The sequence below is a fragment of the Microbacterium sp. SWDP-B6 genome, from assembly GCF_059803615.1.
The window spans coordinates 260,868-276,861 of the sequence record NZ_JAPFGV010000001.1 but is presented as its reverse complement, the minus strand read 5'-3'; the positions used below and the strand labels follow the sequence as shown (position 1 = coordinate 276,861).

The window sequence follows — 15,994 nt, the reverse complement described above, 5'->3', positions numbered from 1 at the left end:
CAGCCTACGCCTCGATCGGGGCTGCGGGGTCGAGGAAACGGTCGTATCCCTCGTCCTCGAGCCGGTCGGCGAGCTCCGGGCCGCCCTCTTCGACGATCTTGCCCGCAACGATCACGTGCACGAAGTCAGGGCGGATGTAGCGGAGGATGCGGGTGTAGTGCGTGATCAGCAGCACGCCGAGACCCGTGGCCTCCTTGGCGCGGTTGACGCCCTCGGAGACGATCTTCAGCGCGTCGACGTCGAGGCCGGAGTCGGTCTCGTCGAGGACGGCGAACTTGGGCTTGAGCACCTCGAGCTGAAGGATCTCGTGACGCTTCTTCTCGCCGCCGGAGAAGCCCTCGTTGACGTTGCGCTGGGCGAACTTCGGGTCCATACGGAGGTTGGACATGGCCGTCTTGACGTCCTTCGTCCACCCGCGGATCGCCGGCGCCTCGCCGTCGATCGCGGTCTTGGCAGTGCGGAGGAAGTTCGTCACCGTCACGCCGGGGATCTCGACCGGGTACTGCATCGCGAGGAAGAGGCCCGCACGAGCTCGCTCGTCGACGCTCATCGCGAGGACGTCCTGGCCGTCGAACGTGATCGAGCCGGACGCCACCGTGTACTTCGGGTGACCGGCGATCGTGTAAGCGAGCGTCGACTTGCCTGAGCCGTTGGGGCCCATGATCGCGTGCGTCTCACCCGTGTTCATCGTGAGGGTGATTCCGTTGAGGATCGGGGTGATTCCCGCCTCGGTCTCGACCGTCACGTAGAGGTCGCGGATTTCGAGAACAGACATTCAGACTTCCTTCGTCACAGTCGGGTCGATGAGCACGTCGTCGCCGTCGATCTCGACGACGTAGACCGGAACGGGCTCATAAGCAGGGAGATTCTGGGGCTTGCCGGTGAGCAGCGAGAATGCGGAGCCGTGGGCCCAGCATTCCACTGTCTCTCCTTCGACGAAGCCCTCGGAGAGTGAGATGTCACCGTGGGTGCAGGTGTCTCCGATGGCGTGGATGACGCCTTCGGAGTCCTTGATGACGGTGATCGGCACGCCGCTCGGCTCGACACGCAGCGGCATGTCCTGCTCGAGCTCGGCGACGCCGCAGACGCGCTCTGCGGTCATGCGTTCACCTCGGCGAGCTCCGTCTCGATCGCGGCGAGAAGCTCGGCCTCCAGCGCGGGGATCCCCAGACGCTGGACGATGTCGGTGAGGAAGCCGAGCACGACGAGGCGGCGCGCTTCCTCTTCGCTGATCCCTCGGGCCTGCAGGTAGAACAGCTGCTCGTCGTCGAAACGACCGGTGGCGCTGGCGTGGCCCGCGCCGAGGATGTCTCCGGTCTCGATCTCCAGGTTCGGGATCGAGTCGGCGCGAGCGCCCTCGGTGAGCACCAAGTTGCGGTTCGCCTCGTACGAGTCGGTGCCGTTCGCGTCGGCGCCGATCAGCACGTCGCCGATCCAGACGCTGTGCGCGCCCTGGCCCTGGAGCGCACCCTTGTAGAGGACGTCGCCCTTGGTGTGCGGCCCCTTGTGGTGCAGGAAGACCTGGCTCTCGAGGTGCTGGCCTGCGTCGGCATACGAGAGGCCGTAGAGGTATCCCTCCGAGCCCGCCCCCGCGAGCTCGACGCTCGGGTTCACACGGACGACGCCGCCGCCGAAGCTGATGACGAAGTGCTTGAGCGTGGCATCCGCGTCGACGCGAGCCTGGTGAGCGGATGTGTGCACGGCCTCGTCCTGCCACTGCTGCAGGCTGATGACGGTGAGCTTCGCTCCGTCACGCACGATGATCTCGACGTTCTGCGAGTACTGCGCCGCGCCCGTGTGCTGGAGCACGACGGTTGCGGAGCTGTGCTCGAGCGCCTCGATCACGATGTGGGCGTCGGCCCGTCGATCTGCACCGAGTCCGTCGATCGCGAGGAAGACCGGCTCAGCGACCTCTTCTTCACGCGGGATGCGGATGTGGAGCGCTTCGGTTGCGCCCTGCCACGCGATCGCGGCGGTGATGTCCTCCGCGAGGAAGACCTCCCCGCGCGGTGCGTCGCCGGCGGCCAGCGGCGCCGACACGTACTGCTCTCCCGAGCCGAAGGAGTAGCTCACGCCGTCGCCCGCTCCCGCGACCTCGAAGAGAGGCGAGAGCTTGGCGACCGGGGTGTGCTTCCAGTTGACCTCGCGACCGGTGGGAGCACCGAAGTCATCGGGGTCGAAGGAGTGGGGGCGCTCCGAGCGGGTCTGCACCGGGACGAATCCGGCGGAGGAGACCTGTGCTGCGGGGTCGATGTGCGCGTTCGTGTGCTGCGCCTCGCTGGGCGCTGTCGTCGAGGCCGCCATTTAGCCGACCGATCCTTCCATGCCCATTTCGATGAGCTTGTTCAGTTCCATCGCGTACTCCATGGGCAGTTCCCGTGCGATCGGCTCGATGAAGCCGCGCACGATCATCGCCATCGCCTCGTCCTCGGGCATGCCGCGAGACTGCAGGTAGAAGAGCTGCTCTTCACTGACCTTCGAGACTGTCGCCTCGTGGCCGAGCTGCACGTCGTCCACACGGATGTCGATCGCGGGATATGTGTCGGAGCGCGATTTGGTGTCGACCAGCAGGGCGTCGCAGCGCACGGTGTTCGCGGAGTGGTGCGCGTTGGCGTCCACTCGGACCTCGCCGCGGTATCCCGCACGACCACCACCACGGGCGATCGACTTCGACACGATCGACGACTGGGTGTACGGCGCCATGTGGATCATCTTCGCGCCGGCGTCCTGGTGCTGCCCTGGGCCTGCGAAGGCGACCGAGAGCGTCTCGCCCTTGGCGTGCTCGCCCATCAGGTAGATCGACGGGTACTTCATCGTCACCTTGGAGCCGATGTTGCCGTCGACCCATTCCATCGTCGCGCCTTCGTGCGCGACCGCACGCTTGGTGACGAGGTTGTAGACGTTGTTCGACCAGTTCTGGATCGTCGTGTACCGAACGCGGGCGTTCTTCTTCACGATGATCTCGACCACGGCCGAGTGCAGCGAGTCCGACTTGTAGATCGGAGCCGTGCAGCCCTCGATGTAGTGGACGTAGCTGTCTTCGTCGGCGATGATCAGCGTCCGCTCGAACTGGCCCATGTTCTCGGTGTTGATGCGGAAGTAGGCCTGGAGCGGGATCTCGACGTGCACGCCCTTGGGGACGTAGACGAACGAGCCTCCGGACCACACGGCGGTGTTCAGGGCGGCGAACTTGTTGTCACCGGCCGGGATCACCGAGCCGAAGTACTCCTCGAAGAACTCGGGGTGCTCGCGCAGAGCGGTGTCGGTGTCCATGAAGATGACACCCTGCTCCTCCAGGTCCTCGCGGATCTGGTGGTAGACGACCTCGGACTCGTACTGAGCGGCGACGCCCGCGACGAGGCGCTGGCGCTCGGCCTCGGGGATGCCGAGGCGCTCGTAGGTCTCGCGGATCTCCGCGGGGAGGTCCTCCCAGGACTGCGCCTGCTTCTCCGTGGAGCGCACGAAGTACTTGATGTTGTCGAAGTCGATCTCGCTGAGGTCTGCACCCCACGTCGGCATCGGCTTGCGTCCGAAGAGCTGATAACCCTTGAGACGGGTCTTCAGCATCCATTCGGGCTCGTGCTTGAGCGCCGAGATCCCGCGAACCACCTCTTCGGAGATTCCACGCTTGGCGATGGCTCCGGCGGCATCTTCGTCATGCCATCCGAATTCGTACACCCCCAGGCCGTCAAGCTCCGGGCGGTCGATCAGCACATCCGACATCACACACTCTCCTCACAGGTCCCAAACGGTGTCATCCGCCCCGACACACCTGATCCCCGTCGAGTCTGCGGGAGCGGGTGCCGTTGGTGGGCCCTCATCACCGGCGCATCCATCGCGCCTAAACTGTTAGTGATGCTTCAGCGCGGTAAGCGCTCATCACAACAATCCGATTCTACAGGTTCCGCCTGAAGACAGGGCCGCCCGCCGTGTCCGGGCGGTTCGGAGAAGACTTATGCCCCAGCCCTCGATCTCCTCCCCCGTGAACGCACCGGCCTCGGCTCATGCGATCCTCTGGGGACGAGCTCTCCGCGTGTTCGCCTGGCTGTCCTTCCTGGCTCAGACGATCATCATCGGCACCGGCGGCGCAGTGCGCCTCACGGGCTCCGGCCTCGGGTGCTCGGAATGGCCGCTCTGCACCCCCGAGTCGCTCGTGCCGATATATGCCGATCAGGGCATCCACGGCATCATCGAGTTCGGCAACCGCGTCATGACGGGCGTCGTCGGCATCATCGCCCTCGCCGTCCTGCTGCTCGTGCTCGCACGTGTCGGCGGCCGACTGCTGGTCTTCTCCGCCCTGCGTTTCGCGGGCGCCGGCATTCTCGCGGCCGTCATCACCTTCGTGATCGTGTCGCTGTTCTCGCTTCCCGCGACTCCGTTCGCCATGGGCGCTCTGCTGATCGCCGTGATCGCGGCGATGGTGCGATCCTTCCGTCTGACGACCGACCGTCGTGATCTCGTCGTCCTCGCCTGGATCGTCCTGCTAGGAGTCGTCGCACAGGCGCTCGTCGGCGGCATCACCGTGCTCACCGGCCTGAACCCCTTCATCGTCGGGTTCCACTACGTCTCCTCCCTGCTGCTGGTGTGCGTCACCGCGGCGTTCCTGGTGCGCCTGTACGGGCAGCCGGGTCCGAGGGAGCGCGCGGTCCCGAAGTGGTTCGCGATCCTGAGCCACGTCACGGGCCTGGCTCTCGCCGTCACGATCGTCTTCGGTGTGCTCACCACCGGTTCGGGCCCGCATTCTGGTGATGCCGACGTGCTCCGTCACGGGTTCGACGCCACCGTGCTGGCGCACGTCCACGCATGGCCCGGATACATCCTCGCCGCGCTCGTCGCCACGCTCACGATCTCCGCATGGGTGCTGCGGCTCGAACCCCGCAGGTGGTTGCTCGTGCTCGTGCTCGCGATCCTCGTGCAGGTCGGTGTCGGCATCTGGCAGGCGCGTGAGGGCCTCCCTCCACTGCTCGTCGGCATCCACATGGTGCTCGCGTCGCTCTCGGCGGCGACGTACACGGTCGTGGTGCTGCATCTGAAGAAGCCCGTCGCGCCCAGGGAGTGACGAACCCGGCCGTGAGGTCGGCGCGCTCCGAGCCCTCGGCACAGTGGATGCACAGCTGAGGCATCAGAGGCTCATCAGTTGGTCGTGCATCGTGGCCGACATGAAAAAGTCACTGACACGCAGCATCGGCTTCTGGCTCCTCCTCGTGTTCTCGCTCGCCTCGGCTGGCGTGGGCGGATGGCTCATCGCCGGTCAGATCGGCACCATGACGAGCACTCTGCTCGACGGCACGGCCACCGGCATCGAGGTCTACGTCGGGCAGTCGCTCGTCGTCGTCGGCTCCGCACTTCTGGGCGCGGGCGTCATCGGAATCCTCGTCGCGGTGGCGCTGAGCGCCGTGCAGGCGCTTCTGCCCTCCCCCGCTCCCGTCGTCGTCGAGCCGATCGACGGCGACACCGAATCAGACGCCGCCGACGACGAGACCACGATGGTCGAGAACAGCTCGACCCACGCGGATGCCGAGCAGATCGCCGAGGACGACGAGGCTCAGAACGGCAGCAGCGGGTCGACGGCGACGGCGACGAAGATCAGCGTCAAGTAGGTGATCGAGGCGTGGAAGACGCGCATCGGCCGCGCCTCGTTCCCCCGCACCGCCTGGTTGTACAGACGGTGTGATTCATAGATGAACCACCCTCCGAACACGAGGGCGGAGACGGTGTAGACGAGGCCCATGTTCGCGATCGGGATCAGCAGCAGCGAGCAGGCGATGGTCGCCCAGGCGTACAGGATGACCTGGAGACCGACCTGCGAGGCGTTGCGGGTCACACCGAGCATGGGCACGTCGACGTCTTCGTAGTCGTCCTTGTACTTCATGGAGAGCGGCCAGTAGTGCGGCGGGGTCCAGAGGAAGATGAGCGCGAAGAGGATGAGCGCCGGCCAGTCGAGCGAACCGGTGACAGCCGCCCAGCCGATGAGAACCGGGAAGCATCCGGCGATACCGCCCCAGATGATGTTCTGTTCGGTGCGGCGCTTGAGGATCATCGTGTAGATCACGACGTAGAAGAAGATCGCGGATGCCGACAGCGTGGCCGCCAGCCAGTTCGTGGTGTACCACAGCCACACGGTCGAGACCACGGCCAGGGTCCACGAGAAGATCAGCGCGCCGCGAGGCGTGATCTCTCCCGTCACGAGCGGACGATTCTCGGTGCGGTGCATGTGGGCGTCGATGTCGCGATCGAGGTACATGTTGAACGCCGCGGCGGAGCCCGCGCTCAACGATCCGCCGATGACGGTGGCGAGGACCAGCCACATGTCGGGCAGTCCACCCTGGGCGAGGAACATCACCGGGACGGTCGACACCAGCAGCAGTTCGAGGACGCGCGGCTTGGTGAGGGCGACGTACGCCTTCACGGTGCGACCGATGGACTTCTTCACAACGGTCTGATCAGACATCGTCGAGATCTCGATCGCCTCCTCCACACGCGTCACGACAGCGTTTCCCAGTCTAGAGCACGCGGGACGATGGGCTCGCCCGCCGTCGGGGCGTCAGCCCCGGTTCACGCTCTGCGTCCGCCCCACGCGGCCGTCACGGAATCGCGTTCCAGGAACGATGATCCCCAGTCCCACCGTGCTGCAGAAGCCACGACAGATCCATGGAATTACTGGAAGGGCGGAGCGTTGTAAAGGGGGGTAATGGGTCAGACCTCGGCGCTATGCTGAAATGACTCGCGCGCCCAGCGCACATCACACACCCTTCCGTAGCGTTGCGGACTGCGATCGTGCAATCCGGGCGCTCTCGAACAGTTGCAGAAGGGCTTCACAGTGTCGGAATTGCAGTGGGATGAGATCGACCGACGCGCGGTGGACACCGCGCGTCTTCTGGCTGCGGATGCGGTGGAGAAGGTCGGCAACGGCCACCCCGGCACCGCGATGAGCCTGGCTCCGGCCGCGTATCTCCTCTACCAGCGGGTGCTGCGTCACGACCCGACCGACACCGACTGGCTCGGCCGCGACCGCTTCATCCTCTCGGTCGGACACTCCTCCCTCACCCAGTACGTGCAGCTCTACCTGGGCGGCTTCGGCCTCGAGCTCGACGACCTCAAGGCGCTGCGCACCTGGGGCTCGCTCACCCCCGGGCACCCCGAGTACGGCCACACCAAGGGCGTCGAGATCACCACCGGCCCGCTCGGCCAGGGACTCGCCTCCGCGGTGGGCTTCGCCTACGCCGCTCGCTACGAGCGCGGTCTCTTCGACCCCGAGGCGGCCGCGGGCACCAGCCCGTTCGACCACTTCGTCTACGTGATCGCCGGCGACGGCGACCTCCAGGAGGGCGTCACCAGCGAAGCGTCCTCGCTCGCGGGCCACCAGGAGCTCGGCAACCTCATCGCGATCTACGACTCCAACCAGATCTCGATCGAGGACGACACGAACGTCGCCTTCACTGAAGACGTCGCGAAGCGCTACGAGGCCTACGGCTGGCAGGTACAGACCGTCGATTGGAAGAAGTCGGGCGAGTACGTCGAAGACGTCGCCGAGCTCCATGCCGCCATCGAGGCCGCCAAGGGCGAGACCTCCAAGCCGTCGCTCATCATCCTGAAGACGATCATCGGCTGGCCGTCGCCGGGCAAGCAGAACTCCGGCAAGATCCACGGATCGGCACTGGGTGGCGACGAGCTCGCCGCGACCAAGAAGGTCCTCGGATTCGACGCCGACGAGCACTTCGCGATCGCCGACGACGTCCTCGCCCGCACACGCGGCCTGGCAGAGCGTGCCGCCGAGAGCCGTGCCGCATGGCAGCAGTCGTTCGATGCGTGGGCCGCCGCGAACCCCGAGCGCAAGGCCCTCCTCGACCGCCTCGAGGCCAAGGAGCTGCCGGCCGACATCGCCTCGGCGCTCCCCGTGTTCGAGAGCGGCAAGGACGTCTCGACCCGCGCGGCGTCAGGGCAGGTCATCAACGCCCTCGCCGCCGAGCTTCCCGAGCTCTGGGGCGGCTCGGCCGACCTCGCCGAATCGAACCTCACCACGATCAAGGACTCCAAGTCCTTCATCCCCGCCGAGTGGTCGACGCACGAGTGGTCGGGCGACCCCTACGGCCGTGTGCTGCACTTCGGCATCCGCGAGCATGCCATGGGCGCGATCGTCAACGGCATCGTGCTGCATGGTCCGACTCGCGCCTTCGGTGGCACGTTCCTCATCTTCAGCGACTACATGCGCCCGCCGGTGCGTCTGGCCGCTCTCATGAACGTCCCCAGCATCTTCGTCTGGACGCACGACTCCGTCGCACTCGGCGAAGACGGGCCCACGCACCAGCCGATCGAGCAGATCGCGACGCTGCGCGCCATCCCCAACTTCACCCTGGTGCGCCCTGCCGACGCCAACGAGACCTCAGCCGCATGGCTCGAGATCCTCCGTCGGCATGAGGGCCCGGCCGGCATCGCCCTGACCCGACAGAACATCCCGGTGTTCGAGCGCGGACAGGGCACAGCGGAGGGCGATGTCTTCGCATCGACCGACGGCGTCGCTAAGGGCGCCTATGTGCTCGCCGAGGCTCCGAACGGCACCCCCGACGTGATCATCATCGCGACGGGCTCCGAGGTGCAGCTCGCCGTCGACGCCCGCGCGGCACTCGCCGAGGAGGGCGTCAACGTGCGCGTCGTCTCCGCTCCGTCCCTGGAGTGGTTCGAGGAGCAGGACGAGGCATACCGCGAGTCGGTCCTGCCGAAGGCCGTCACGGCGCGTGTCTCGGTCGAGGCGGGTTCCGTGCTCAGCTGGCGCGGCATCGTGGGCGACCGTGGCCGCTCGGTCGGCATCGACCACTTCGGCGCCTCCGCCGACTACAAGACCCTGTTCCAGAAGTTCGGCATCACCACCGAGGCCGTCATCGCGGCCGCACGCGAGACCATCAAGGAGAACGCATGAGCACCCCCACCGCAGACCTCGCAGCAGCCGGTGTCAGCATCTGGCTCGACGACCTGTCACGCACCCGCATCTCCTCCGGCAACCTCGCCGAGCTGATCGAGACCCGCAACGTCGTCGGCGTCACGACCAACCCGACGATCTTCGCCAACGCGATCACCGACAAGAACAACACCTCGTACGACGCACAGGTCACCGAGCTCGCTGCGTCCGGCGCGACGGCCGAAGAAGCCGTCTTCGCCGCGACGACGCAGGACGTCGCCGCCGCGCTCGACATCTTCCGCCCCGTGTGGGAGAAGTCGGGTCACGTCGACGGCCGCGTCTCGATCGAGGTCTCCCCCGACCTCGCACATGACACCGAGGGCACCGTCGAGCAGGCCAAGAAGCTCTGGGCTAAGGTCGACCGCCCGAACCTGCTCGTGAAGATCCCCGCGACGAAGGCGGGCCTGCCGGCCATCACCGAGGCGATCGCGGCGGGCATCAGCGTCAACGTCACCCTGATCTTCAGCCTCGAGCGCTACGCCGAGGTCATCGACGCCTACCTGACCGGACTCGAGCGCGCGCACAGCGCCGACTTCGATCTGTCGAGCATCCACTCCGTCGCCTCGTTCTTCGTCTCGCGCGTCGACACCGAGACCGACAAGCGCCTCTCGGCGATCGGCACCGACGAGGCCGAGGCGCTCAAGAGCAAGGCCGGACTCGCGAACGCACGTCTCGCCTACGAGCTCTACGAGCAGAAGTTCGCCGAGAAGCGCGCGCAGGACCTCATCAAGCTCGGCGCGAACACTCAGCGTCCGCTCTGGGCCTCGACCGGTGTCAAGGATCCGGCGCTGCCCGACACTCTGTATGTCACCGAGCTCGTCGCGAAGGACGTCGTCAACACGATGCCCGAGAAGACGCTCGAAGCGACCTTCGACCACGGCGTCGTCACCGGTGACACCATCACCGGTGGCTACGAGGACGCGCGAGCGGTGTTCGCCGGCCTCGAGGCTCTGGGAATCGACTTCACCGACGTGACCCAGGTGCTCGAGGACGAGGGCGTCGCCAAGTTCATCGACTCGTGGCACGACCTGCTGACGCAGGTGGCCGAGGGCCTCGAGGCGCAGCGATGACCTTTGCGATCCACGCCTCCGGCGCGGCTCGGGTCGCGATCGACGAGACGGTCCCCGCTCTCGTCCACGACCTCGTCGCCTCGCGTGTGACCGGCGGCGACGCGGCCCTGTGGGGCCCGGCAGCCGAATCGGAGGCGTCGATCCGCCTGGGGTGGGTCGAGGCGGTGTCCGTCTCGCGGCCCCTGGTCGCCGAGATCGCCGCCCTGCGCGCCGACCTGCAGGCGAAAGGCGTGACGCGCGTCGTGCTCGCGGGCATGGGCGGATCGTCGCTCGCCCCCGAGGTGATCGCCCAGACCGCCGGTGTCCCGCTGACGATCCTCGACTCGACCGCCCCCGGCCAGGTGCTCGCCGCGCTCGACGAGGGCCTGCAGAACACCGCACTCGTGGTGTCGTCGAAGTCGGGCTCGACCGTCGAGACCGACTCGCAGCGTCGCACGTTTGAAGCCGCGTTCCGCGACGTGGGCATCGATCCGCTCGAGCGCATCATCGTGGTCACCGACCCGGGCTCGCCGCTCGATGTCTCGGCTCGCGAGGCGGGGTACCGCGTCTTCAACGCCGACCCGAACGTCGGAGGACGCTACTCGGCGCTCACCGCCTTCGGTCTCGTCCCGTCCGGGCTCGCCGGAGCCGACATCGACGAGCTCCTGAACGAGGCCGACGCCTCGCTCCTCGAGGTCGCGATCGACTCCGCCGACAACCCGGCTCTGCGGCTCGCTGCCGCGATCTCCGCCACGTCGCCTCGCCGCGACAAGCTGGGTCTGATCACCGACGGCACGCACATCAACGGCCTGCCCGACTGGATCGAGCAGCTCATCGCCGAATCCACCGGCAAGGACAGCACCGGCATCCTGCCCGTCGTCCTCCTGCCTGTGTCGCCCGAGCTCGACGCGAAGCCGTCGGACCTGCAGATCGTGCGTCTGGTCGACGACGCGAACGAGTTCCACCTCCGCGAACGGCACGAGGGCGAGATCCTGGTCAGCGGATCGCTGGGCGCTCAGCTCGTCGTGTGGGAGTACGCGACGGCGATCGCGGGCTACCTGCTCGGCATCAACCCCTTCGACCAGCCCGACGTCGAGTCCGCCAAGGTGGCGGCTCGCGGCCTGCTCGACGCCCGTCCCGCGCCGACCGCTCCCGCATTCGTCGAGAACGGCGTCGAGGTTCGCGTATCCGACCCCGCTCTCGCGGCGTCCGGAACCGTCGAGGGCGTGCTCGACGCGCTGTGGGCGGCACTGCCGGAAGATGGATACGTGTCGATCCAGGCATACGTCAACCGGCTCGACGTCCCGCAGCTGCAGGGGCTCCGCGAGCTCGTCGCCGCGGACTCCGGTCGGCCGACGACTTTCGGTTGGGGACCCCGGTTCCTGCACTCCACCGGCCAGTATCACAAGGGCGGACCGGCGCAGGGCGTGTTCCTGCAGATCCTGGAGCGCACCGACGTCGATCTCGAGATCCCCGAGCGACCGTTCACGTTCGGCCAGCTCATCGAGGCACAGGCGGCCGGCGATGCCGGCGTCCTGGCCGAGCACGGCCGCCCGGTCGTCTCCCTGACGATCACCGATTCGTCGGCCGACGTCCTCACCCTCTTCGAAGCCGCACAGAAGTAACAGCCAGGAGAATCCCCCACTGATGTCTGTTCCCATCTCGCGCGGGCACAACCCGCTGCGTGACCCCGATGATCGCCGTCTCAACCGGATCGCAGGGCCCAGCGCTCTCGTGATCTTCGGTGTGACCGGAGATCTGTCACGCAAGAAGCTCATGCCCGCCGTCTACGACCTCGCCAACCGCGGGCTCCTGCCACCCGGGTTCGCTCTCGTCGGCTTCGCCCGACGCGACTGGGAGGACCAGGACTTCGCCCAGGTCGTCTACGACGCCGTGAAGCAGCACGCTCGCACGCCGTTCCGCGAGGAGACGTGGGCGCAGCTGCTCCAGGGCATCCGGTTCGTCTCGGGCGAGTTCGACAACCCCGAGTCCTTCCGCAAGCTCCGTGAGACCGTCGACCAGCTCGACGTCGAACGCGGCACGATGGGCAACCACGCGTTCTACCTGTCGATCCCGCCGAAGGACTTCCCTCTCGTCGCGAAGCAGCTCAAGGACTCGGGCCTCGTCGGGGCGAACGACGATGACGACGAGCGCTGGCGCCGTGTGGTGATCGAGAAGCCGTTCGGCCACGACCTCGAGTCGGCGCGCGAGCTCAACGCCGCCCTCGAAGTGGCGTTCTCGGCCGACTCGATCTTCCGCATCGACCACTACCTCGGCAAGGAGACGGTCCAGAACATCCTGGCGCTGCGCTTCGCGAACGAGCTCTACGAGCCGATCTGGAACCGCAACTACGTCGACCACGTGCAGATCACGATGGCCGAGGACATCGGTGTCGGAGGCCGTGCGGGCTACTACGACGGAGTCGGCGCCGCGCGCGACGTCATCCAGAACCACCTGCTGCAGCTGCTGGCGCTCACCGCGATGGAAGAGCCGATCAGTCTGTCCGCCGAGCACCTGCGTGCCGAGAAGGAGAAGGTGCTCGCCGCGGTGCACGTTCCCGAGGATCTCGCACTCGCCACGGCCCGCGGTCAGTACGCGGGCGGCTGGCAGGGTGGCGAGCAGGTCACCGGCTTCCTCGACGAGGACGGGATGAACCCGGAATCCGCCACCGAGACATATGCCGCGATCAAGCTCGAGATCGACACCCGTCGCTGGTCCGGTGTCCCGTTCTACCTCCGCACGGGCAAGCGTCTCGGCCGACGTGTCACCGAGGTCGCCGTCGTGTTCAAGAAGGCTCCGGAGCATCTGTTCGGCCGCTCGAACACGTCGGAGCTCGGCCAGAACGCGCTCGTGATCCGCGTGCAGCCCGATGAGGGCGTCACGATCCGCTTCGGCTCGAAGGTGCCGGGCAACGGAACCAACGTGCGCGACGTCACGATGGACTTCGGCTACGGCCACGCGTTCACCGAGGCGAGCCCCGAGGCATACGAACGGCTGATCCTCGACGTCCTCCTGGGCGATCCGCCGCTGTTCCCGCGTCACGAGGAGGTCGAGCTCTCCTGGAAGATCCTCGACCCTGTGGAGGAGTACTGGGCAGCCGAGGGCGGCCCGGTCGACCAGTACGCACCCGGTTCATGGGGTCCGGCATCCGCCGACGACCTCCTTGCCCGTGACGGACGAGTCTGGAGACGCCCATGATCATCGACCTTCCCGACACGACCGTCAGCCAGGTCGCCAAGCAGCTCGTCAAGGTGCGCGAAGAAGGCGGCGCCGTCGCGCTCGGCCGTGTGCTCACGCTGATCATCTCGGCCCGCAACGGCGTGGCTGAAGCCGCGATCGACGCGGCCAACGACGCCTCGCGCGAGCACCCCATGCGCGTCATCGTGCTCACCACGGGCGACGGCGAATCGCGACTCGATGCGCAGATCCGCGTCGGCGGCGACGCCGGAGCATCCGAGGTGGTCGTCCTCCACGCCTATGGCGACGCCGCGAGCAACGAAGAGAGCCTCGTCACGGGACTGCTCCTGCCCGACGCCCCTGTCGTCGCCTGGTGGCCCGAAGAGGCACCGACGTCGCCCGCCGCGTCGCCGCTCGGCAAGATCGCGCAGCGACGCATCACGGATGCCGCGACGGCACCCGACGTGCGCGAACGCCTCGCGCAGCTCGGCGAGACGCATGCTCCGGGAGACACCGACCTCGCCTGGACGCGTCTGACGCACTGGCGCGAGCAGCTCGCAGCGGTGCTCGATCAGCCACCGTTCCAAGAGGTGACCGCAGTCGAGGTGCGTGGCGGGTCCGCCTCGCCGTCGACCGCGCTGCTGGCAGCATGGCTGCAGATGGCCCTCGACGTGCCGGTCAAGTGGTCGTACGAAGACCCGGAGCACTGGCAGGAGGGCATCAAGTCGGTGCGGCTGCACCGCTCGTCCGGAGACATCCTGCTCGAGCGCCCGACGCCCGGCGTGGCGGTGCTGACGCAGCCTGATCAGCCCGACCACGATCTGCACCTCCCCCGCCGCACGCTGCGCGAGTGCCTCGCCGAGGAGCTGCGTCGCCTCGACCCCGACGTCCTGTACGGTCGAGTGATCACCGAGGGCTGGGAGAAGCTGGGTCCGCCCGAGACAGGAGAATGATGTCGACGCAGACAGCATCCGCTGAGAAGCGGGTCGTGGTCGAACCGACGCCGGCGGCACTCGCCGCGAGCGTGGCCGACCGATTCCTGACGCGCCTTCGTGCCCGCACGCGCAACGGCCGCATCGCTCATATCGCCCTCACGGGCGGTTCGATGGGCGGCGCGGTCCTGCGCGCGACGCGCGACGACGCTCGGTCGGCTCAGATCGACTGGTCGCTGGTGCACTTTTGGTGGGGCGATGAGCGCTTCGTCGCTCGCGACGACGCCGACCGCAACGCCGTGCAGTCGCGGGAGGCTCTCCTCGACCACATCCCGGTTCCTGCGGAGAACGTGCACGAGGTCGCAGCCGCGGGCGAGGGTCTGACCCTCGACGAGGCTGCCGCCGCCTATGCTGCGGAGCTCGCACGTTACGGCACCGAGGACCACCCGTGGCCGTCGTTCGCCGTCTGCTTCCTCGGCGTGGGGCCTGACGGCCACATCGCCTCGCTCTTCCCCGATCGCACAGAGGTCACGGTGACCGATGCCGCCGCTCTGCCGGTGCGTGACTCCCCCAAGCCGCCGCCTGAGCGAGTCACACTGACGCGACCGGTACTGAACGCCTCGAAGCGTGTCTGGCTCGTTCTCACAGGCGCAGACAAGGCGTCGGCGCTCGGCCTCGCCCTCGCCGGTGCGAGCTACACGAACGTCCCGGCAGCCGGCGCTAAGGGTCGCAAGCGCACGGTGTTCTTCGTCGACGAGGCAGCAGCCTCAGAGGTCTCACCCGACCTCATCGATCCCGCCTACTGAGCCTGACCGGCCAGCGATCGATCTCAGGCGTCTTTCGACCCACTGCCCGCGCTGTCGTCGCTTCCGCGAGTGATACCGAGGTCCTGGCTGTCGCTGAGCACCTGAGGGTGATAGCGAGCCAGTCCGACGACGCCCCACACGGCGATAGCTCCCGCGATCGCGAAGATCACGAGAACCCACGGCGGCGCGGCGGCCGCCTCACCGAGGACGACCATGCCGATGAGCACGGCGATCAGAGGGTCGACGACAGTGAGGCCGGCGATGACGAGATCCGGCGGGCCCGAGCTGTAGGCGGTCTGCACGAAGTAGGCTCCGACAGCCGCAGCGGCGATCAGAGCGATCACGCACACGATGGTGATCCAGTCGAAGTTGCCCGCCTGGACGCGCTTGATGACGACCTTCGCGAGCGTAGCCACGAATCCGTAGAGGATGCCCGCACCGACGATGTAGAAGAGCGCGCGCATGCGGTGACGAAGGACGAGCCAGCATGCGCCGAGGATGATGATCACGACCAACAGGATCGCCAGGATCGTGAACAGCTCGGTGTCGGTGACTTCCTTCTCTGTGGCGAAGATCGCCGCGAAGAAGACGAAGAGGAAGATTCCACCTACACAGCAGACGATCGCGGTGATCGACTGCTTGGTCGGTGAGTGCCCCGAGATGCGGGCGTTGAGCAGCGTCGTCATGACGAGAGCGATCGCACCGAGCGGCTGAACGACGATCAGGGGCGCCACAGTGAGAGCTGCGAGTTGGCACACGATGGCCAAGCCGAGCATCAGCGTCCCTACGAGCCACGACGGCCGCGTCAGCAACCCGCGGACCTGGGCCATCGAAAGGCCGGATGCGCCGTCCGCGCCGCTCAGTCGCTCCATCTTCTCCACGCCGCGATGCTGATACTGCGCACCGAGCGACATGAAGACCGCACCCGCGAGTGCGAGGGGGATGCCGAGGAGCAGTCCCGGGTTCTGGAACGCGCCTACCAACTGGTCGGTGACGTCTTCCGCCCCAGTCGTCCATACGGAGATGCTCACGCTTCGACCCTACCCGGCGATGCGCGCCGAGTAGGGTTATGGC

General features: G+C 67.1%; 14 protein-coding genes. 8 read left to right on the top strand and 6 right to left on the bottom strand.

Features of this window, described 5'->3' with window-relative positions; translation table 11 throughout:
* Window positions 1–4: 4 nt before the first annotated feature.
* The 4 genes from sufC to sufB are packed head-to-tail and all read right to left on the bottom strand — an operon-like array spanning window position 5 to window position 3,723.
* Window positions 5–775: a Fe-S cluster assembly ATPase SufC gene (gene sufC / locus OPU70_RS01380; RefSeq protein WP_042537582.1), complete on the bottom strand. Its 771-nt coding sequence runs from the start codon at window positions 773–775 to the stop codon at window positions 5–7.
* Window positions 776–1,102 (bottom strand): non-heme iron oxygenase ferredoxin subunit, encoded by a 327-nt coding sequence (locus tag OPU70_RS01375; RefSeq protein WP_079112944.1) that lies wholly within the window; start codon window positions 1,100–1,102, stop codon window positions 776–778. It abuts the gene before it with no gap.
* Entirely contained in the window at window positions 1,099–2,304 is a 1,206-nt protein-coding gene (sufD, locus tag OPU70_RS01370; RefSeq protein ID WP_079112945.1) for a Fe-S cluster assembly protein SufD, read from the bottom strand. The genes OPU70_RS01375 and sufD overlap by 4 nt, the downstream gene beginning before the upstream one ends.
* A complete protein-coding gene (gene sufB, locus OPU70_RS01365; protein ID WP_042537589.1) occupies window positions 2,305–3,723 on the bottom strand; it encodes a Fe-S cluster assembly protein SufB in 1,419 nt (472 codons plus the stop codon).
* A gap of 232 nt (window positions 3,724–3,955) precedes the next feature.
* Here sufB and OPU70_RS01360 point away from each other — a divergent pair, with 232 nt between their 5' ends.
* Both OPU70_RS01360 and OPU70_RS01355 read left to right on the top strand, forming a co-directional pair.
* Entirely contained in the window at window positions 3,956–5,059 is a 1,104-nt protein-coding gene (locus OPU70_RS01360; RefSeq protein WP_498557010.1) for a COX15/CtaA family protein, read from the top strand.
* Window positions 5,060–5,159: 100 nt separating this feature from the next.
* A complete protein-coding gene (locus OPU70_RS01355) occupies window positions 5,160–5,600 on the top strand; it encodes a hypothetical protein (RefSeq protein ID WP_498557009.1) in 441 nt (146 codons plus the stop codon).
* Here OPU70_RS01355 and OPU70_RS01350 read toward each other — a convergent pair.
* Entirely contained in the window at window positions 5,546–6,460 is a 915-nt protein-coding gene (locus OPU70_RS01350; protein ID WP_376708833.1) for a heme o synthase, read from the bottom strand. The genes OPU70_RS01355 and OPU70_RS01350 overlap by 55 nt on opposite strands.
* 360 nt (window positions 6,461–6,820) lie before the next feature.
* Between OPU70_RS01350 and tkt the strand changes: the two genes are divergently transcribed.
* Genes tkt through pgl form a run of 6 tightly spaced genes read left to right on the top strand, consistent with a single transcriptional unit; the run spans window position 6,821 to window position 14,920 of the window.
* Window positions 6,821–8,917: a transketolase gene (gene tkt, locus OPU70_RS01345; protein WP_042537773.1), complete on the top strand. Its 2,097-nt coding sequence runs from the start codon at window positions 6,821–6,823 to the stop codon at window positions 8,915–8,917.
* Window positions 8,914–10,026: a transaldolase gene (gene tal / locus OPU70_RS01340; protein WP_042537591.1), complete on the top strand. Its 1,113-nt coding sequence runs from the start codon at window positions 8,914–8,916 to the stop codon at window positions 10,024–10,026. The genes tkt and tal overlap by 4 nt, the downstream gene beginning before the upstream one ends.
* Window positions 10,023–11,630, top strand: a complete 1,608-nt coding sequence (locus tag OPU70_RS01335; protein WP_042537592.1) for a glucose-6-phosphate isomerase — start codon at window positions 10,023–10,025, stop codon at window positions 11,628–11,630. Before tal ends, OPU70_RS01335 begins: the two co-directional genes overlap by 4 nt.
* Window positions 11,631–11,652: 22 nt before the next feature.
* Window positions 11,653–13,203, top strand: a complete 1,551-nt coding sequence (gene zwf, locus OPU70_RS01330) for a glucose-6-phosphate dehydrogenase (RefSeq protein ID WP_042537594.1) — start codon at window positions 11,653–11,655, stop codon at window positions 13,201–13,203.
* Complete coding sequence (locus OPU70_RS01325; RefSeq protein ID WP_079112947.1) at window positions 13,200–14,135, top strand: glucose-6-phosphate dehydrogenase assembly protein OpcA; 936 nt, start codon at window positions 13,200–13,202, stop codon at window positions 14,133–14,135. The genes zwf and OPU70_RS01325 overlap by 4 nt, the downstream gene beginning before the upstream one ends.
* Window positions 14,135–14,920, top strand: a complete 786-nt coding sequence (pgl, locus tag OPU70_RS01320; RefSeq protein WP_194285928.1) for a 6-phosphogluconolactonase — start codon at window positions 14,135–14,137, stop codon at window positions 14,918–14,920. The genes OPU70_RS01325 and pgl overlap by 1 nt, the downstream gene beginning before the upstream one ends.
* A gap of 23 nt (window positions 14,921–14,943) precedes the next feature.
* Here the strand turns inward: pgl and OPU70_RS01315 are convergent, their stop codons facing one another.
* The gene (locus OPU70_RS01315) at window positions 14,944–15,945 is read right to left on the bottom strand and encodes a DMT family transporter (RefSeq protein WP_367821322.1); all 1,002 of its coding nucleotides are present in this window, start codon (window positions 15,943–15,945) and stop codon (window positions 14,944–14,946) included.
* Window positions 15,946–15,994: the final 49 nt, after the last annotated feature.